This window comes from Microbulbifer maximicatervae (SeqCode) (genome assembly GCF_052467695.1).
In genome coordinates, this window is sequence record NZ_CP174320.1 from 1,593,113 (window position 1) to 1,609,590 (window position 16,478).

16 protein-coding genes are annotated in these 16,478 nt (G+C 44.3%); 5 read left to right on the plus strand and 11 right to left on the minus strand.

The window, feature by feature from the left end:
• The first annotated feature begins 215 nt into the window (after positions 1 to 215).
• The gene (locus ACJJI8_RS06935; protein WP_444934624.1) at positions 216 to 932 is read left to right on the plus strand and encodes an AHH domain-containing protein; all 717 of its coding nucleotides are present in this window, start codon (positions 216 to 218) and stop codon (positions 930 to 932) included.
• A complete protein-coding gene (locus ACJJI8_RS06940) occupies positions 929 to 1,504 on the plus strand; it encodes a hypothetical protein (protein WP_444934625.1) in 576 nt (191 codons plus the stop codon). Before ACJJI8_RS06935 ends, ACJJI8_RS06940 begins: the two co-directional genes overlap by 4 nt.
• A gap of 216 nt (positions 1,505 to 1,720) precedes the next feature.
• Here ACJJI8_RS06940 and ACJJI8_RS06945 read toward each other — a convergent pair whose 3' ends face one another.
• From ACJJI8_RS06945 to ACJJI8_RS06965, 5 genes are all read right to left on the minus strand, one after another.
• On the minus strand, positions 1,721 to 2,179 hold the full coding sequence (locus ACJJI8_RS06945) for a hypothetical protein (protein ID WP_444934626.1): 459 nt from the start codon (positions 2,177 to 2,179) through the stop codon (positions 1,721 to 1,723).
• Positions 2,180 to 2,281: 102 nt separating this feature from the next.
• Entirely contained in the window at positions 2,282 to 3,148 is an 867-nt protein-coding gene (locus ACJJI8_RS06950) for a hypothetical protein (RefSeq protein ID WP_444934627.1), read from the minus strand.
• A 901-nt stretch (positions 3,149 to 4,049) separates the two neighbouring features.
• On the minus strand, positions 4,050 to 4,190 hold the full coding sequence (locus tag ACJJI8_RS06955) for a hypothetical protein (protein ID WP_172975288.1): 141 nt from the start codon (positions 4,188 to 4,190) through the stop codon (positions 4,050 to 4,052).
• The gene (locus ACJJI8_RS06960; protein ID WP_444934628.1) at positions 4,180 to 4,362 is read right to left on the minus strand and encodes a hypothetical protein; all 183 of its coding nucleotides are present in this window, start codon (positions 4,360 to 4,362) and stop codon (positions 4,180 to 4,182) included. Before ACJJI8_RS06960 ends, ACJJI8_RS06955 begins: the two co-directional genes overlap by 11 nt.
• Entirely contained in the window at positions 4,359 to 4,898 is a 540-nt protein-coding gene (locus ACJJI8_RS06965; RefSeq protein WP_444934629.1) for a hypothetical protein, read from the minus strand. Before ACJJI8_RS06965 ends, ACJJI8_RS06960 begins: the two co-directional genes overlap by 4 nt.
• Before the next feature lie 1,449 nt (positions 4,899 to 6,347).
• On the opposite strand from ACJJI8_RS06965, the gene csrA reads away from it, so the two are divergent.
• Positions 6,348 to 6,530: a carbon storage regulator CsrA gene (csrA, locus tag ACJJI8_RS06970; RefSeq protein WP_444934630.1), complete on the plus strand. Its 183-nt coding sequence runs from the start codon at positions 6,348 to 6,350 to the stop codon at positions 6,528 to 6,530.
• A 67-nt stretch (positions 6,531 to 6,597) separates the two neighbouring features.
• Here csrA and ACJJI8_RS06975 read toward each other — a convergent pair whose 3' ends face one another.
• The 6 genes from ACJJI8_RS06975 to ACJJI8_RS07000 all read right to left on the minus strand — a co-directional run bounded on the left by ACJJI8_RS06975 (position 6,598) and on the right by ACJJI8_RS07000 (position 13,311).
• The gene (locus ACJJI8_RS06975) at positions 6,598 to 7,557 is read right to left on the minus strand and encodes a hypothetical protein (RefSeq protein WP_444934631.1); all 960 of its coding nucleotides are present in this window, start codon (positions 7,555 to 7,557) and stop codon (positions 6,598 to 6,600) included.
• Positions 7,557 to 7,958 carry a hypothetical protein gene (locus ACJJI8_RS06980; RefSeq protein ID WP_444934632.1) on the minus strand — a complete coding sequence of 134 codons (402 nt, stop codon included), beginning with the start codon at positions 7,956 to 7,958 and terminating at the stop codon, positions 7,557 to 7,559. Before ACJJI8_RS06980 ends, ACJJI8_RS06975 begins: the two co-directional genes overlap by 1 nt.
• A 129-nt stretch (positions 7,959 to 8,087) precedes the next feature.
• On the minus strand, positions 8,088 to 8,531 hold the full coding sequence (locus ACJJI8_RS06985) for a DGQHR domain-containing protein (protein WP_444934633.1): 444 nt from the start codon (positions 8,529 to 8,531) through the stop codon (positions 8,088 to 8,090).
• Between the two features lie 98 nt (positions 8,532 to 8,629).
• Positions 8,630 to 9,670 (minus strand): DUF3800 domain-containing protein, encoded by a 1,041-nt coding sequence (locus tag ACJJI8_RS06990; RefSeq protein WP_444934634.1) that lies wholly within the window; start codon positions 9,668 to 9,670, stop codon positions 8,630 to 8,632.
• 291 nt (positions 9,671 to 9,961) lie between these two features.
• Positions 9,962 to 11,734 (minus strand): bifunctional protein-serine/threonine kinase/phosphatase, encoded by a 1,773-nt coding sequence (locus ACJJI8_RS06995; RefSeq protein ID WP_444934635.1) that lies wholly within the window; start codon positions 11,732 to 11,734, stop codon positions 9,962 to 9,964.
• Positions 11,735 to 11,835: 101 nt separating this feature from the next.
• Complete coding sequence (locus ACJJI8_RS07000; RefSeq protein ID WP_282930389.1) at positions 11,836 to 13,311, minus strand: NarK family nitrate/nitrite MFS transporter; 1,476 nt, start codon at positions 13,309 to 13,311, stop codon at positions 11,836 to 11,838.
• A 402-nt stretch (positions 13,312 to 13,713) separates the two neighbouring features.
• On the opposite strand from ACJJI8_RS07000, the gene ACJJI8_RS07005 reads away from it, so the two are divergent.
• Positions 13,714 to 15,024: an MFS transporter gene (locus tag ACJJI8_RS07005; RefSeq protein WP_444934636.1), complete on the plus strand. Its 1,311-nt coding sequence runs from the start codon at positions 13,714 to 13,716 to the stop codon at positions 15,022 to 15,024.
• A 143-nt stretch (positions 15,025 to 15,167) separates the two neighbouring features.
• On the plus strand, positions 15,168 to 16,376 hold the full coding sequence (locus ACJJI8_RS07010) for an alginate export family protein (RefSeq protein ID WP_444926415.1): 1,209 nt from the start codon (positions 15,168 to 15,170) through the stop codon (positions 16,374 to 16,376).
• The last annotated feature ends 102 nt before the right edge of the window (positions 16,377 to 16,478 follow it).

Genomic DNA, 16,478 nt, shown 5'->3' on the forward strand with positions numbered 1-16,478 from the left:
TGTATTATCTATGCGGTACAAGCGTGCAAGAATCAGCCTGATTTTTCCCCGAATTCTATACATATCTGATACTTCTAGTTTCACTATATTCTAATAATGATATTTTTGATAATTGGGTCTCATATCGAGCTTACTAAGCTATTAAGTCCCTGGACTCACTTGTCGTGTCCATCGACAATTTAGCCATAGTTAAAACCACCTTACCGAGAAGACTGATGGAATACGACCACGGTAGACGTGTGACTCCCCATGTTTGGGAGCTCTCCCCACTAGACCTTTGCATTCAACAATATGAGAATCGTTGTAAGAACTATCACTATCGTAAGCTGAAAGTGGCGGGTGAAACCGAAGAGCAGCGGAAGGAGCGCTTGGCAGGTCTCAAGGTGGAAATGGAACAATTAAAGCATGAACGCCGAACCATCATGTCAATGGTTTCGGTTCAGAGTCAGCTTCAGCAGTACCGAGACGAGTTTCGGGGTATAGAGGACGATGAAGAGCGTATAGAAGCCTATGAGCAGGAGAGGCACCACCCTACTGAAGTTCTTGAAACAAACCTACGTCTAGTTGGTAGGGCTAAGCCTAGTAAAGAGTACACAGCTCACCATATTGTTGAAGGGAAAGGCAAGCTACCTGCTACCGCCGATGTCCGACTGACACTTTTCATGCACGATGTTAGGATAAATGATCCTGATAACGGTGTGTGGATGCCGCGCTCAAGCGAGCAGAACGGTCATTGGGCAATGCCTAAAGCAACTCCTCATAGTAAGATCCACACGCACAATTATGAACGTTGGGTTTACGGCCAAATCAATAGCCTTAATAGTGAATCTGAAATACGCGCTAAGTTGACCATTATTCGTACACACCTGAAAAATGGTACTAAACAGGAGAAGGTGACAGCGCCTTCTGATAAGAATTGGAATGGGCAATGACTTATAGGATCAGTTTTAACCACGAAGACTTTTTGAATCTCAATATTGACCTCAAGAAGCTAATGTTCACCGTGGGTAAACGTATGGGCGGTATGAAAGCCTTTAAGAATTATCCTTGGGACAATAAGTCTATCAAGGATATTTGGGAGGATCATGGAGGGGCTTTTATCCAGGTAGAAGGTTTAGATCAGAGCGTTAAACCTGATATCACTACTTGGAATGGGGCACACTTGGTGCTCTCATCCAAAGCCCATTCAGTGCTTTCTAAAGAGCTTACGCCGTATGGGGAGTTCCTGCCTATTACCTTGGATGGTGAGCCCTATGTAATCTTTAACTGCTTGAATGCGGTTTCCGCCGACAAGTCCGTAAGTGAGGCCGATATTCAAGATGATCTTTGGATGGGAATTAAAAATATCGGCTTCACCAATGAAGATGTTGCTTCAAATTTAATTTTCAAGACTCGATTTGACCGCTGTGCGAATCTCTATTGTGGAGACCGCTTCAAGACTCTTGTAGAAGAGGCTGAGCTGAAAGGGTTGAACTTCTCGGAGAATCTCGTAGCAGCATTCTAACTTGGGTTAAAACGACGTTGCCCTTTTATAGCAATATAACCTAGTGGGGCTAATAAGAAGCCCCACAATATCTTTGGTTACAGGGTGTCTCCTAAATGTGGGAAGTCTTATAATTAACGCTTTATCCAGAAAGTGTTTCTATTAGAATAGAAGAGTGCTAAATAAGTGTTAGTAAATACTAGTTTTTGGAGCTAAAAATTTGGCTTCATACTTTTATTAAGTTTTTGTGATTTCAATGTTAAACGAACCATTACCATAGTCCAGCCATTGCCCATTTCTAAACCTAATTGACCACTCAGGATACTTCTTATCTGTCATAAATGTCAGTAACCAAAGGTCTTTGCACAAGGATATTTCTAACTCGGGTATTCGGCCAAAGAGTTTAATCGTTTTTATCTTTCTCCCGACTAATAATGCTGGAAGCTGGTCAATTTCAGTCTGATCACTCCAACTCCCCAGTACTATTGATCGCTTGTCTTCTAGCCTCCATGACCATTCGATCATTATTGTTTGTTCACCGGAAGGGTTATTCTCTCGTTTCGGTGGTGTGAGTTCTCCCATTTCTAAAAAGATCGCACTTCCATGCCCTATCCAAGCATGAGATATCTTTGCTTCCTGAAGTTCTGCTAACCTTGCTTTTGCTTGCTGTTCAGATATCGGGATGATTTTCTTCATTTAATTACTTTTATGGTCGATTCGAGAGGATCATGCTTACCCTACAACCAATTCATTTGAAGCCTGTTGCAGAAAGGGAGATTGGGTAGTGAAGCGCCCCATTTATAAGTCTTGTATGCGCTTGGTTGAAACCTTTTTGTATGAATTGCATATTTCGTATACTAATTCAGGCTCAACAGGTGTGTTGGGGTGCCTTAACTTTTTCCAGTCACTTATACCAAACACTGGATTATCGTAGTAGCGTGTAGTAACTACCATTCCAGTATCTTTTTCACAGTTAATCCATAGCTCGTTTATTTGGCCATAAAATCCATTTTGGTCGGGATCATCAAAAGTTACTTTCAACCAGGTGGAAATTTGAGGCCAGTTAATGTTGCTGTGCTGAAAACTTATACTTGCTGTACTGCCTTGATCTGAGCTTTTTATACCTTCCCACTTAATTTCATCTGCTTTTGTCTCAAACAAGTTCAGAATCAATTCCAATATACTGTCTGATTCTAGAGAGTCGGTATAATAGTAATTATGAAATGATACTGTGTAGAATTTACTGCCCAGATGTATTCCTTTGCTATATAGCCTCATTTCATTCTTTACATCTATGCCATCAAGCTCGTAATAAGCATTGCCGTTTTTTTCATAACTCTGCTCTTTTTGAAAGTCAAAAAGATACCCCGGCCTTGAATATTTTCCAGACTTAAGATGCTTAATCTCCTCGTTGCCCCAGGCTATGCTGGATGCAGATTCTGAGGCGGTATAAACCGTGATATAGAGCGCATATTGACCTTCTGGAGATGTGGCGATGATCATACCCTCACTATCCTCATAGCTCCACTTGCCTGGCAGTGAGACGCTCCAGTATTCATGATCAAGGTGTGTTCTTGCTTCTAAACCACTTAATTTTTCTACCGGTATATTTGTAGTGCAGGCAGATACAAATATTAACGCTAATAACCCGAAGTACTTATACACTTTTACACCCTACCGAAGGTAAATCAGAATACACAAAATATATCGCATCATATCATTTGGTCCACTAATTCCAAAAATCGGAAACTTTTCTATCCAGAAAAAAACTATCTATCGATAGGATCGTTCGGGTTGGAAAAATTACTTATGAATAGAAAGGGACTTACGTACCGGATATTCAGGCCTGAAGCACTTAATAGAAAGGGTATCGCCATCAAAATATAGGCACAAAAATGATCTTATTGGATTTTATTCAGTTTGTTTTAGTGTCAAAGCTGCGTAAAATCGATAGATATTTATTGGTATTTTGGCCGGAATTGGGTGGCCTTTTGTAGGCCGATGACCAAAGACCAAAGGGATTCGAGAGAATCAAGACATCTAAGAGTTTTCTAAAGAACCATCTTCTCACAGGAGAACGGTAGCGTGACGTAAGAGACAGTAAAAGGCGCTGACTCAAAATGTAGTAACATCTGGGGCAGCTAATCAAGTTGTTAGGCAAAGTATCAAAATAACTGTAGGTGAAAATTAACAGCACTTTTAACCTCTGCAAAGGAACGTCCGGTGCGGCAACTGGCCATGTGCTTAATCCTTTGGCTGTACTGGATTTAAAGATGGACCCGAAGACTCAGCCTCTTCAATTTCTCGATTAACTAGAGCCAACAAGCGTCCCAAATACATAATATCATCTAAATTTCTGAAAATTCCTCTTCTTCACACTCTTCTTCAGTTGTTTGGTTTAGAGTGCCTTCATATGCCTGAATGGAAGCTCTAATATAGGTAAGGTCTTTGTAATTAAATGGCATTTTACACCTTTTGTTTCATGTACTTACAAGGTGTTGATGTACAAATCTATGTATGTCCAAGCTTATTACCTTGTGTCATACAGAGCTACTATATATAAGATTCATAGTTTCTGCTGGTTCTTTAATCTATTTGACTTTATGGCCGTTTCAACCTCTTTAGCTTCTTTTAATATTTTAGATTTGTTTTTCTCAACAAACTTTCTAATATCTTCCTTACTAATCTGATTGTCTTTAATCGTCATTTTTTCGATCTCTCATACGGTCAACTTCTGTTGGATTCGTTTGTTTTCCTGATGGTTCTTCTATTGTTGTGCCTTTTGATTTCTTTTTTACTTCTTCAGCATGTTTCTTCATTTTTGAACGAATCTCATTGATTCTGTCTTTCTCTTTTTGTGAAAACTTGTAGTCGCTCATAATTTTTTCATTCCGACTCTTTTCCCGTGATAGATCTCAGGTGCTGAAAATCCTTGGCTTTCGTAGTAATCAATTGCACCTTTAACTGGGTCTAATACCCAAACCTCGTCAGCATTAATTAAGTTGGCATAAACCGTAGCTCCAAAAGATAATATTGGAAAGACACCTTCTCCCAAGGGATTTGGTCTTACAGGTGTGGATTCTATAAGATTCATTCTTACCTTTGTGCCATGCTTGGATGCAAAGCCATAACAAAGTCCGCAAAGTTGATTCTCAAACCAAACTGACATTTCATATCTTTTTGGCTTCTTCTGATATGCATTAAATTCTGGCTCCCAGTCCCAACTGGCTCTCGAAGATCTTAGATTTGCTCCTCTCATCTCTTTCCAAGAGTCAGCCAGTCTTGCTGTCTTCAAACTAATGCCCTTTATTGATGACTGAGGCCATGACTCTTGTGTAATTGCCCAAACTTCTTGTCTGAGAGCTTGGTAGTATCCAATAACAGAGGGGTAATTGTGAAAAGTTAAATCTTCCATAGTATTCCCTGTACTTAAATCAAAATATTTCCACTATATTCGAAGAGCTATTTCCCTTAGTTGGTAAGATGCCACAAAGTTTGATCCAGTTCCTAGATTTACTCGGGCAGTTCATGGTGCCCAAGGTGGCTATCGTCCTAATTTGAATCATGGTGTATACAACACCATGCTCTGCTGAAAACATAAGTAGAGCCAAAGCTGGAGCTTATGTTTTCAGCAGGAGCATCTTGTTAAAGTGGATGACTACCTCTTCCACTGGTTCCTTCGAAACAGCTTCCAATTACGATTAGAAATATTACTAGGAAAGTAGTCGTCCCAAGCGTTTGGCAAACATTTTGGCCGACGACGGTTTCTAATCTTTATTGGGATCTCTAGTTCATTTTCCAACGAAGCATAGTATTGCTTCATCTCGTTCTTGGTTTTAGGGTGTCGAAAATACCCCATATGGATCTCCATTAGCTATGAATTGCTAATGGAAACCAAACCCTCTTTTTAACAGTAGATTTCTATAGTTCATGCTTTCCTGCCAAAGAGCTTTAATAGTGTGCTCAACTGAAGCTGCATCATATCACTTGTCGATCAATGCCAAAATGGCAAACAACTATACTCAGAGCGGATATATCAATCGGTAAGTTTGTCAGTACAGGCGAAAAATCACCAATGCATAGATAGGAACATGCGTATCTATTAACCAGGGTTTTAAGTACTTTATAAAAATGGCATGGCGACTAAAAGTGAACAACTCTCCATGTCTCACTGCAATACTTTCAAGCATTAGGCTATTTGGATCTTTTCACTCGACACAAGAATGACACACGGAGTGGTGGTTTTATGATTAATTGCTTTTATTTCTCATGTGAAAGCGAGTAAAGAGTAACCACCTAAACCATCACTCTTATGGATAACGCAAATTATCTAAGCTAAGGAGCATAAAAATATAGGCACAAAAATGATCTTATTGGATTTTATTCAGTTTGTTTTAGTGTCAAAGCTGCGTAAAATCGATTGATATTTATTGGTATTTTGGCCGGAATTGGGTGGTCTTTTGTAGGCCGATGACCAAAGTCCAAAGGGATTCGAGAGAATCAAGACATCTAAGAGTTTTCTAAAGAACTATCTTCTTAAAGGAGAACGGTAGCGTGACGTAAGAGACAGTAAAAGGCGCTGACCCAAGGTGCAGCAACACCAGGGGCCAGCTGACCAAATTGATAACATGACTATCAAAATGGCTATATGGATCATACGCTAGAAACCCGCTCGTCTTCAATAAAGTGGAGTACATTCAGCGGCTTGGAGCGACTCCCCAAGCTCTGGAAGCGTTGTGCCTGCCTTTTCTTCTTCTTTGCCTACCGTTCCCGCGCACCACCCCCTATTTCCTCAAAAAGTCAGTTTCTCAGCCTTCCATCAGAGAAGGTTTACCCATGGTCTGAGTATCAGTAGGAAATATCTATGTTGATCTTAAAGCGCCGGACAGGTGAAAACTTAAGAATTGGAGCCAATGTTTCAGTTACAGTCTTGGAAGTTAAGGGCAATCAGGTGAAGATAGGAATACGTGCTCCCAGATCTCTACCTGTTCATCGCGAAGAAATATATATGCGTGTGCAAAAGGAGCAGCCTAAAGAAAATTGTTGAATAACAGGTTACGACTGTGAAAATGCTGCGCTCAATGCGCAGCTAAAAATTAGTTTGAAATATTAGTTTATGCTGCTTGGATTGTGTTTAATAGCCTTAAAGAACCATTGGTGAAGACTGGATTTTTACTATTTACTTTTTCAGCACATGAAATTAGAAGCTCTCGCAATATAGAGTTGATTAAAACCACCAAATCAAAGAAGGTTTTAATATCCCCTCCATTTAACCCAGTATCCAAAGAGGATACTGGGTTTATCCAGTCTTTAGCTATTGCACTGATATAATTAGGAGCTGCTGGTTTCCTTCCGTAAGGAAACCAAACACCATGGGAGTGTTGATAATTAACAGAGTTTCTCATTACTGAAAGCCAGTTACCTTTATCACCACATCGGGATCGGGTAATACCACGTTTTACAGCTAAAAGAATATCTATAGCTTCGACTTTATGTTTCCCGAGTGCGGTAACGTTTGCTGAATTAGATATTAGACTTTCGATCAGACTTAAAAATTCACCCCATGTGTCCTTGTGAGAATCCTTATACTTATGGAACGTCACGCCTGAAAAGTTATCATCAATCTTTATGGCGTAAAAACCTTTATCTAAACGTAAAACGTCACCAGTTTTATTTACTGCACTTGCTGACTCAAATATTTTGTCAACATGTGCTTGATCCAGCTGTGAGCAAGAAATTCCATACATACGCATTATACTGTGTATGGCAAAAAATGTTGCGTAATATGCTCGAATAACTCCCCATGCCCCACTCTTATTTAGGGTCGCATCTAATTTGACTCCAGAAATGCTCTCAATTGCAGCCGCTGCCATCCGATTACAATCATTTGCGAGTGCAGCTTTCAAGTAATTTTTGTCCGCTGCTCTTATCGCATAATTATTACTCGTTAAATCAATATCTACATGATAGTTCTGATTTGCTATCCAGCCTTTCATATCGATTTGAGTCGCGCGATTAAAGTTAAAAATATCTAATCTGGTTTGCTGTACTAATACTTTGGAAATAACAGACATTAGAGCTGGAAGTCTTCCTTGAAACATTCTTCAAGTGCTTTTACTAATGGTTTATATGCCACACCTGAGACTTTAAGTTTACTTGCCTTGATGTTCGTCCCTATCTTTTCAAGGAAATGATAAAAGTTATCGGCATTGTAGATTGCTCCAAATCGATCTTTTACCTTGGCCGCCGCAATTGGAAAAAAACCACAGATAGCCTTAAAAAATGTAGTGTTGAACATTTGGTCATGTAAATCATGCTTCAACAAGATAGCCTCATCAAATGATAAGAAGTAGTTGTTTAATATATCAAATACTTCTGACTCACTCTTGCCACCAAATATTTTAACGAGAGGCTTTACTGCTGTGTTAAAAGTCGATCGTGTCAGCTTCCCTTTAGATTTAGTTGCAGGCGACAATTTTCCATATAGACAGCTACTAGTATCCTTCTGAAATATATCGAACAGCTCTCTAAGAAATTCTTCTTGATCATTTTCGTATTCGGCTAGCTTCTTTATATCGAGCAGTAGTTCAGGGGGGACTCCTTTTTACTTAGAGTTTATATCAATAAAAAGGCGAGTTTCATCACGTTTAGATAAACCTGAATAAATAATAACTGGTACTCTAAACGCTTTTTTCGCATGCATAAAACCATATACTCGATGCTGTCCGTCTATGATTAAAAATGCATTTTTTAGCCCCTTAAAGCTGATACTCTTTTTACTTGAGTTGTAGATTAGATCGGCATCCTCCTGTGCAGATAAAACAATAGAGCTTGGTATAGTACCTAAACCGCTATCAATATATGCAGCAATTTCTTTAGCCCTTTTTTCATCCAACTCTCGTTGAAACCCCTCTATAGGATCTTCTGAGCGGTCTACGACATAACAAGTTTCCGCCAATAGTTCACTCGGTAGCGTTAATGAGTAAAATTTGTGGTCACCTTGTCTTACAAGGCTAACGCTACCAAAACTGTGCTTTTTCTCTGACATCTTGATTGTCTCATATTCTTATTTAAATTATTGCTCATCTATTAGTATAACTAACAAAGATATCGAATAATTCGACTCTATTTTGAAAAATATGCTCTTTAATAGAAATTACGTGAAGCATAGTCGATTATTTCACTACCTTGACTTCCTTTTCTAAATCTAGTTTGCTCTGTAAAGTCAATGCTAGGTAATAAATGAATTAGTTGGTTTTCTTTGTACAGATCTAGAATGCGATTATTGTAATGATTTTTTTTCTTTCCTGTGATGCCTCTCGATGCATCAATTATACCTCCAACAAGAATGTCTGCGAGCTGAACTCCTGGTGAATTCTTTGAATCTACTTGAGACACTTTTTTGAGCTTTAGAGGAAATTTAAGAGTGGTTAATTCAGTTCCTTTAAAAGATACTTCGCTACTATGATTGATCATTTTATTTAATGTGAGATCATATTGTTCTAAATTCTTTGAGCGATCATGAATTATTTCGTAACTTTGATCAAGCACCGTCTCCAATCTGCTTATTAGTGAAAGTAAAACTATATACGCTCCATCTGTAGATGTGTTTTTACTCATGATTTCTTCGATACATGAAGGGTATTCAAGAGCTAAAGGACCAAATGCTTCTCGTAGCTCATGCCAAGGTGAAGATTTGACTTTTCGGATAAGTGCCGTCACTGAAGTTTTAGATTTTGACTTCATTGCATGCTGGAATAGATGTAATATATCGTTGAAATTAGTGCCTTCCAGCACAGTATCAGCTGCGTAATAAAGCAAAGAGGCTAGTGAATAGTTACCTCCATCTTCATAAAGGTTTATTCCTTGATCGTAATAAAATGGTTCAACTGCATAATTCAGAAAGTGTAATATAAGCAAATACTTCTTATCACATATATAAGTAATAGATTCGTAGTTCGTTAATAAATCTGATTGCAGAGCATACAGTGCATCCCAGTTTACTTTTCGTCTAGCAAGATCACGATACTTTAGTTCTTCTGACTTTATTTTAGGGAAATGTTTTTTAATGAGACCCTCTGCTTCAAAGTCGGAAATGTTTAGTGCTGAAGCCGCTTGAAATGGTTGATCTCGATTTAATAAGTCGGCTCCCGTATAGCCACTTTCATCAATAAAAACAGTATTCATTTTTAATATTGTATTGATTCGACTGATAGTAGTTTATTGTAAATTGGATGTACTATACCACTTATTTATATATTTCAAGAGGTTAAAAGTACTCTAGTGGCTTTACGTATTTGCTTTATGCTTCATTCTTATTAATAAGAAATTCTAAAATACTGTTCTACGCGAGAAATAGAATCAAATAACTACGGTTGATAATATCTGGCTAACGCTATTTTCAAAACCCGCGAACTATCCATATATGCTGGACCAGCCTTTTCGCCAACAACAACTATCGCACTAAAAGCTTTAATTTCAACCACTAGAAGAAAACAACGCCGCCACCGCCAATAAAGTAGCCACCCAAATCCCACAAAGAATCTTCCAAAACAAAGAGGCATCCCCTTTCTCAGTAGGATCTTCCTTTAGGTAATCCGGGTTGGGATTGGCGAGGTCGTGCATAAATTCCGTTAGGGTGGAGTAGCGCTGTTCCAGGTCGATACTACATCCGCGCTCCAGGGCGCGATCGAACCAGATGGGGACTACCGGATTAAACTGGCTGGCGGTGCGGTAGCGCAGGCGTTCGAAGTCGGCGTGGGAGCGGCAGTTTTCGATTTCCTCGCCGTAGGGCAGTTCGCCGGTAAACATTTCGTAGGCAATGGTGGCGAGGGCATAGATATCACCGCGAATACCGCTGTTATGCCCGAGGATATAGTGGGGGTCGGAGTAGCTGGCGGTGCCCAGCGCTTCCGGGTGCTCCAGGGGGCGAAAAATCTCGGCACTGCCGGCTACATAGACTGAGCCGAAATCGATAATTTTTACCCGCCCATCGCCGTCGATCATGATATTGGCCGGGCGCAAATCCTGGTGAATGGTTTCCTGATCGTGGAAGGCCTGTAGCCCGGTGGCAATTTCCTTAAGGATACGAAACGCTTCCGCCGGTTTGGGAAAGCGGTTATTGGTGATCCATTGCTCCAGGGTGCTGCCCTGCACATACTCCATCAGGTAATAGAGCGCGGTGCGCGGGCGGGTCTGCCGGTGCAGGCGCACTACCTGAGGGCTGCGAATACGCAGGCCTATCCACTCCTCCTGAATAAAGCGGTCAATATAGTGGATATCGTCCTCGTAATTTACCGAGGGGGTTTTCATTACCAGGATTTCCCCGGTGGCACTGTCGCGAACTAGGTACAACTGGCTGCGCTGGGAGGAGAACAGCTCCCGTTCCACCTGGTAACCATCCAATACCATGCCCGGTTCCAATTCCGGCGGGAAGGGCAGGCGGGTAAGCTGGCGGCTGTAGTCGTCCAGGGTGGTTTGTGGCAGTGCCTTTACCTTTACCACTAATGCGGAGAGGTTATCGTCACTGCCGTTTTCCTCGGCGAGGCGCACCAGGGTTTCCGCTGTTTCCTGTTCGCTCAGTTGGGTATCTGCCAGCAGCTCGCGCAGCAAATCCTGTTTGATAAAGTCGTGCACACCGTCGCTGGTAATCAGCAGCACATCGTCCTTAGCGAGGCTTAGCTGGCCGTAATCCACTTGCAGGCCGGTATCCATTCCCAGCGCGCGGGATAGCATCTGTTGGCGGTGGGCCAGGGTGATGTTGTGGTCCCGGGTGAGGCATTTAAGGTTGTCACCGCGTAGGTGATAGATACGGCTGTCGCCGATATGGAAGTAGTGGGCGGTGCGGGATTTAAAAATCAGGGCGGAGAAGGTGCACAGGAAGCCCTTTTCCTGTTGGGGAAAGTCGTGGCTCTTGCGGTATAGCTTGCTGTTAATGGAGGCGAGGATTTTCTGTCCCGCGTGGGCGACAGACCAGGTATCCGGCACTTTGTAATAGTCCCGCACAAACTGCTCGGTGGCGGTGTGGCTGGCCAGGGCGCCGGCTTCGGCGGAGCTGACGCCGTCTGCCAGCGCGGCAACTGCGCCCAGGTATTCCTGCAAGTGCGGGTTGTCTGGCCAGTGATAGATTGCCGCATCTTCGTTCTGCGGTTTGATGCCGGCACGGGTGCAGAGGCCGTGGCTCAATCGCGGTGTCTGGGCTTCGGGGTTTGCCTTGGTTTCTGTTTGCACCCCGGAATTGGTTTCGCTCACAGCTTTCTCCTATCTCTTTTCGTCCCCTCAGACCAACGGCGAAAAACAAAGAAGGGCCATTGGCCCTCCTTTGCGTTTGTTGCTGGATAACTGCTTTCCAATCACTCCACGCTGATCAGCTGCACTGTGCCATCTGGTAGCACTTCGGCGATATTGCCTTTGGGCTCCTCCAGGAACAGGCAGGCGAAGAAGATCACCGCTGCTGCGCCGCAGATAATCAGGAAGAACTGGCTGTAGCTGACATAAGACAGGGCGGTAAGGAAAGTAACCGCACCCACGTTGCCGTAGGCTCCGGCCATACCGGCGATCTGCCCGGTCATGCGACGCTTCACCAGGGGTACGACGGCGAATACGGCACCCTCACCGGCCTGCACGAAGAAAGAGCAGCACATGGTGGCAATTACCGCAGCGGGAATCCACCAGCCGCCGTTGATCTGGCTCAGTACAAAGTAACCCACTGCCAGGCCGCCGATCAGGAACATCAGGCTGCGGCGGCGCCCCAGTTTGTCAGAGAAGTATCCACCGGTTGGGCGAGCCACCAGGTTCATAAAGGCGAAGCCAGAGGCGAGCAAACCGGCCTTCACCGGGCTCAATCCTTCAAAGGTTTCCAGGAAGAACAGGGGCAGCATAGAAACCACGGCCAGCTCTGAGCCGAAGGTGACGAAGTAGGCCAGGTCGAGGATGGCTACCTGCTTGAAGTTGTATTTCTCCAGCTCGGGCACACCTTCGCGCAGGTGGTCTTTGTTTACATTCCAGATCATGCGGGTCTGGAAGGCAAACAGTGCTACCAGCAGTCCCCACATTGCGTAAGTGGCATTCTGGCTCAGCAGGGCTACGCCGCTGGGAGACAGTTTGTAAGCCAACGCTGCCAGTGCCAGGTACATGGGCACATTCATCAGCAGGTAGAAGTAGAAATCCCGCTTGCTGGTCACTTCCAGGCCGCCGCTCTTCTTCGGCTTGAAGTAAGTGGAACCTTTAGGAGTGTTGCGGGCAACGCGGTAGTAGATGATGCCGTACAGGCCGGCGATGATGCCGGTGAGGCCCAGGGCATAGCGCCAGCCATCTTCACCGCCGAACAGCAGGGCGATGGTGGGCAGGGTCATGGCACCGGCAGCAGAACCGAAATTCCCCCAGCCGCCGTAAACACCTTCTGCCAGGCCAACTTGTTTGGCTGGGAACCATTCACCCACCATGCGGATACCAATTACAAAGCCGGCACCCACAAATCCCAGCAGGAAGCGGAACAGGGCCAGGGATTCATAACTGTCTGCGGTGGCAAAGCCCAAACAGATTAAAGATGAGGTCATCAGCAGCCCGCTGTACACCAGGCGCGGCCCCAATTTATCCACCAGCATACCGATAATGATACGGGCGGGGATGGTGAGTGCCACATTGAGGATTAACAGGGCTTTTACTTGCTGGCTGGTGAGGTCGAACGCTTCCTTGATAAAGACCATCAGCGGAGCGTGGGAGAACCACACCACGAAAGTCAGGAAAAACGCAAACCAAGTAACGTGCAGCGTCTTTATTTTGGGATCGCCCCAATTAAATAAATTGAGGCCGCTGGATTGACTCATGACTATTTTCTCCGGCTTCTCAGAAATTTTTAGAGGTGGATAGGGTCATGACCGATAGTATTTGAGCAGCGCCAGAGGGAAAGCGCGCAAAAGGGGTAAGTGGAAGGGAAATCGATTTGTATATGGAAGGGAGTAACCCCTTGGGGTTAGTAGCTCGGAGTGGGTAGGGGCGGTTTTTAGTGCGTTTCTACCCCTGTGGGGGTAGTCGGCGGAAATTGATAATGATTAAAAAGGGTTTTTGGGAGTAATTGTCGCTAGCCGATTTTTTGTGCATCTTGCCAGTAGCTTGCCTCTATAGATTTCTTGCCCAGCTGTAATTCTGTGATCACTTTTCTTGGGCGGGGGCTCAATGCGGTGAATAACCGGGGTGGCAATTAATTTTCGACAGCCAATATTTTGGAGATGCCTGCCGTGCAATATACACAGCAACTCGCCGGGCGCGCGCTGATATTTGCCTCGGCCATGTTCGCCGCTAACTTTTCTGTTTGGACGCTCTACGCGGTATTGGGGGTAGAGATTCGCGGGCAGTTGGATCTGTCTGCAACTGAATACGGGGTTCTACTGGCTGCGCCGATTTTGAGCGGGGCGCTGCTGCGTTTTCCGGTGGGATTACTGGTGGAATATTTTTCTGCGAAAAAGCTGATTTTATTGCAGATGCTGCTGTTGCTGCCGGTGCTATTTTTGTTGCCCTTTATCGATAGCTACGGGGCCCATTTGCTGGCGGGGCTGTGGCTGGGTATTTCCGGGGTGTCTTTTGTTTTGGGGATTCGCTATATCAGCCCGTGGTTCGAAAGAGGGCGGCAGGGTACTGCGATGGGCATTTTTGGTGCAGGAAATGCCGGAGCTGCAATTACCCTGGCATTGGCTCCAGCCATTCAAAATTGGTTTGGGCGCGAGTGGATAGGGCCGGCTTATGGAGCCGGGATTATCCTGATGATGGTTTTATTCGAATTTTTTGCACCAGAGGAAACCCGCTATATGCGCAGCCGGGGAAAACCGGATCTGCGCAGCCATTTAAAGCCGCTAACGCAAATCCGGGTTTGGCGTTATGGGCTCTACTATTACTTTGTTTTTGGCAGTTTTCTCGCACTTTTATTGTGGTTGCCGAATTACTATCTGTCGGTGTACCAAGTCAGCACGCCGGTTGCAATGGCTCTCACCCTGTTGTTTGTGGCCCTTTCCAGTTCACTGCGTGCTTTGGGGGGCTGGTTTGCCGATCGCTACGGTGCGCGCACCGTCAATTGGAGTGTTTTCTGGACCTGCCTGGTCTGTCTTTTCTTCCTCAGTTACCCGCCCACCAGCATGACCATTCACGGGGTGGAACGGGATGTGCATTTAAATATTGAAGTGGGTATTGAATTGTTCACTTTACTGCTACTGGTTATTGGTATCGCTCAGGGATTCGGACGAGCTTCTGTATACAAAGCACTTCACGATAATTTCCCCGCACATATGGGAAGTGTTGGTGGCGCGGTGGCCACGATTGGTGCTTTGGGAGGTTTTACCCTGCCAGTCCTGTTTGGTATTGCACAGGATTTAGTGGGTATTCACAGTGCTGCCTTTATGCTGCTCTACGGTGTACTCGCGATTTGCATGCTGGTTATGTATTTAGCGATTCAAAGAGAAAATTATATGCAGCGTTTACAGTACGCACAGCAAAATAATTTCCTGCTTGAGGAAACCAGTGAAACCGAGGCTTTGCCGGATAGGTAGTGCCCACTACCAATAAGGGATTACGCCTGAGTAAAGGCTAGGGAGTAAAGATTAATTAAGCAGGAAAAAATCTATGGTTTCAGTCGAGTCTGAAAAATTGTAATTTGTCACTGTTCACTCCGTTGTTGCAAAGGAAAAGCGTCATGACCGTTTCCAAATTCCCAAAAATTCTCGGTGCCTTACTGTTGGGGGCATGCAGCACTGTTGCATTGCAGGCCGCTGCGCAGGAAAGTGAAAATGCCACTCTGGTGGATGCGTTGAAATCCGGTGAAGTCGGATTGAATCTGCGTTACCGCGTAGAGACTGTTGATCAGGATGATATTGATGATGAAGCAGTTGCATCCACTTTAAGAACTCGCCTCAACTGGCGCAGTGGCAGCTACCGTGGCTTTACCAGCTTCCTGGAAATGGATGATGTTACGGCAGTTGGCAATGACAGCTACAACTCCACCGTTAATGGTGAAGGCGAATACCCGGTAGTGGCTGATCCGGAAGGAACTGAAATTAACCAGGCCTACATTCGCTACAGCGGTGGAAATTCCATAATTACCGCCGGTCGCCAGCGCATTAACCTGGACGGGCAGCGATTTGTCGGCGGTGTTGGCTGGAGACAAAACGAGCAGACCTACGATGGTGTTCGTTATCAGTACGGCAGTGCCGATAGCTTCCAGTTGGATTATAGCTACGTCTACAACGTTAACCGTATTTTCGGTGAAGACAGTGCTGGTTCCGATATGGGCGGCGATATCCAACTGCTACACGCAATTTATCCAGTAGCTGAAAACCATAAAATCAGCGCTTTTGTTTACAATCTGGATCTGGAAGATTTCACCGATAATGCAAGTCGCACTTATGGGGTAGATTACAAAGGTAAATTTGGTCCGGTAAAAGCCAACCTGAGTTATGCGCACCAGTCAGATATTGGTGACAACCAGTATGACTATAGTGCTAATTATTACCTGGCAGAACTTGGCGCTGATCTGGGTCCTGTTGCGGCAAAACTCGGTTATGAAGTTTTGGGTTCCGACAATGACGTTGGTTTTAAAACCCCGCTGGCAACCTTGCACAAGTTCCAGGGTTTCACTGATAAATTCCTGGGAACCCCCGCTGACGGTGTCGAAGATCTGTATGTTGGCGGTTCTATGAAAGTGGCCGGTGGCAAGCTGGGCTTGACCTATCACAACTTTGAAGCGGCCGAGGGCTCCGTTAGTTACGGTGATGAGTGGAACCTGAGCTACGGGCACAAAATCACCGACGACATTTCTGCACTCGTTAAGTACGCAACTTATCGTGCTGATGAGTACAGCACTGACACCGACAAGCTTTGGATCATGGTAACCGCTAATTTCTAAGCGGCTGAAAGAACTCCTTAGCGAGGCCCCCGGCTTCGGCCGGGGTTTTCCCCGCACCTTGAACCTGTTTTTATAATTTATAAATTTTAATCGACTGAAGCT

Bases quoted from the DNA above. Each gene is read 5' to 3' on its own strand.
- ACJJI8_RS06935 (WP_444934624.1), top strand. From the start codon at position 216: ATGGAATACGACCACGGTAGACGTGTGACTCCCCATGTTTGGGAGCTC.
- ACJJI8_RS06940 (WP_444934625.1), top strand. From the start codon at position 929: ATGACTTATAGGATCAGTTTTAACCACGAAGACTTTTTGAATCTCAAT.
- ACJJI8_RS06945 (WP_444934626.1), bottom strand. From the start codon at position 2,179: ATGAAGAAAATCATCCCGATATCTGAACAGCAAGCAAAAGCAAGGTTA.
- ACJJI8_RS06955 (WP_172975288.1), bottom strand. From the start codon at position 4,190: ATGACGATTAAAGACAATCAGATTAGTAAGGAAGATATTAGAAAGTTT.
- ACJJI8_RS06960 (WP_444934628.1), bottom strand. From the start codon at position 4,362: ATGAGCGACTACAAGTTTTCACAAAAAGAGAAAGACAGAATCAATGAG.
- ACJJI8_RS06965 (WP_444934629.1), bottom strand. From the start codon at position 4,898: ATGGAAGATTTAACTTTTCACAATTACCCCTCTGTTATTGGATACTAC.
- csrA (WP_444934630.1), top strand. From the start codon at position 6,348: ATGTTGATCTTAAAGCGCCGGACAGGTGAAAACTTAAGAATTGGAGCC.
- ACJJI8_RS06975 (WP_444934631.1), bottom strand. From the start codon at position 7,557: ATGTCTGTTATTTCCAAAGTATTAGTACAGCAAACCAGATTAGATATT.
- ACJJI8_RS06985 (WP_444934633.1), bottom strand. From the start codon at position 8,531: ATGTCAGAGAAAAAGCACAGTTTTGGTAGCGTTAGCCTTGTAAGACAA.
- ACJJI8_RS06990 (WP_444934634.1), bottom strand. From the start codon at position 9,670: ATGAATACTGTTTTTATTGATGAAAGTGGCTATACGGGAGCCGACTTA.
- ACJJI8_RS07000 (WP_282930389.1), bottom strand. From the start codon at position 13,311: ATGAGTCAATCCAGCGGCCTCAATTTATTTAATTGGGGCGATCCCAAA.
- ACJJI8_RS07005 (WP_444934636.1), top strand. From the start codon at position 13,714: ATGCCTGCCGTGCAATATACACAGCAACTCGCCGGGCGCGCGCTGATA.
- ACJJI8_RS07010 (WP_444926415.1), top strand. From the start codon at position 15,168: ATGACCGTTTCCAAATTCCCAAAAATTCTCGGTGCCTTACTGTTGGGG.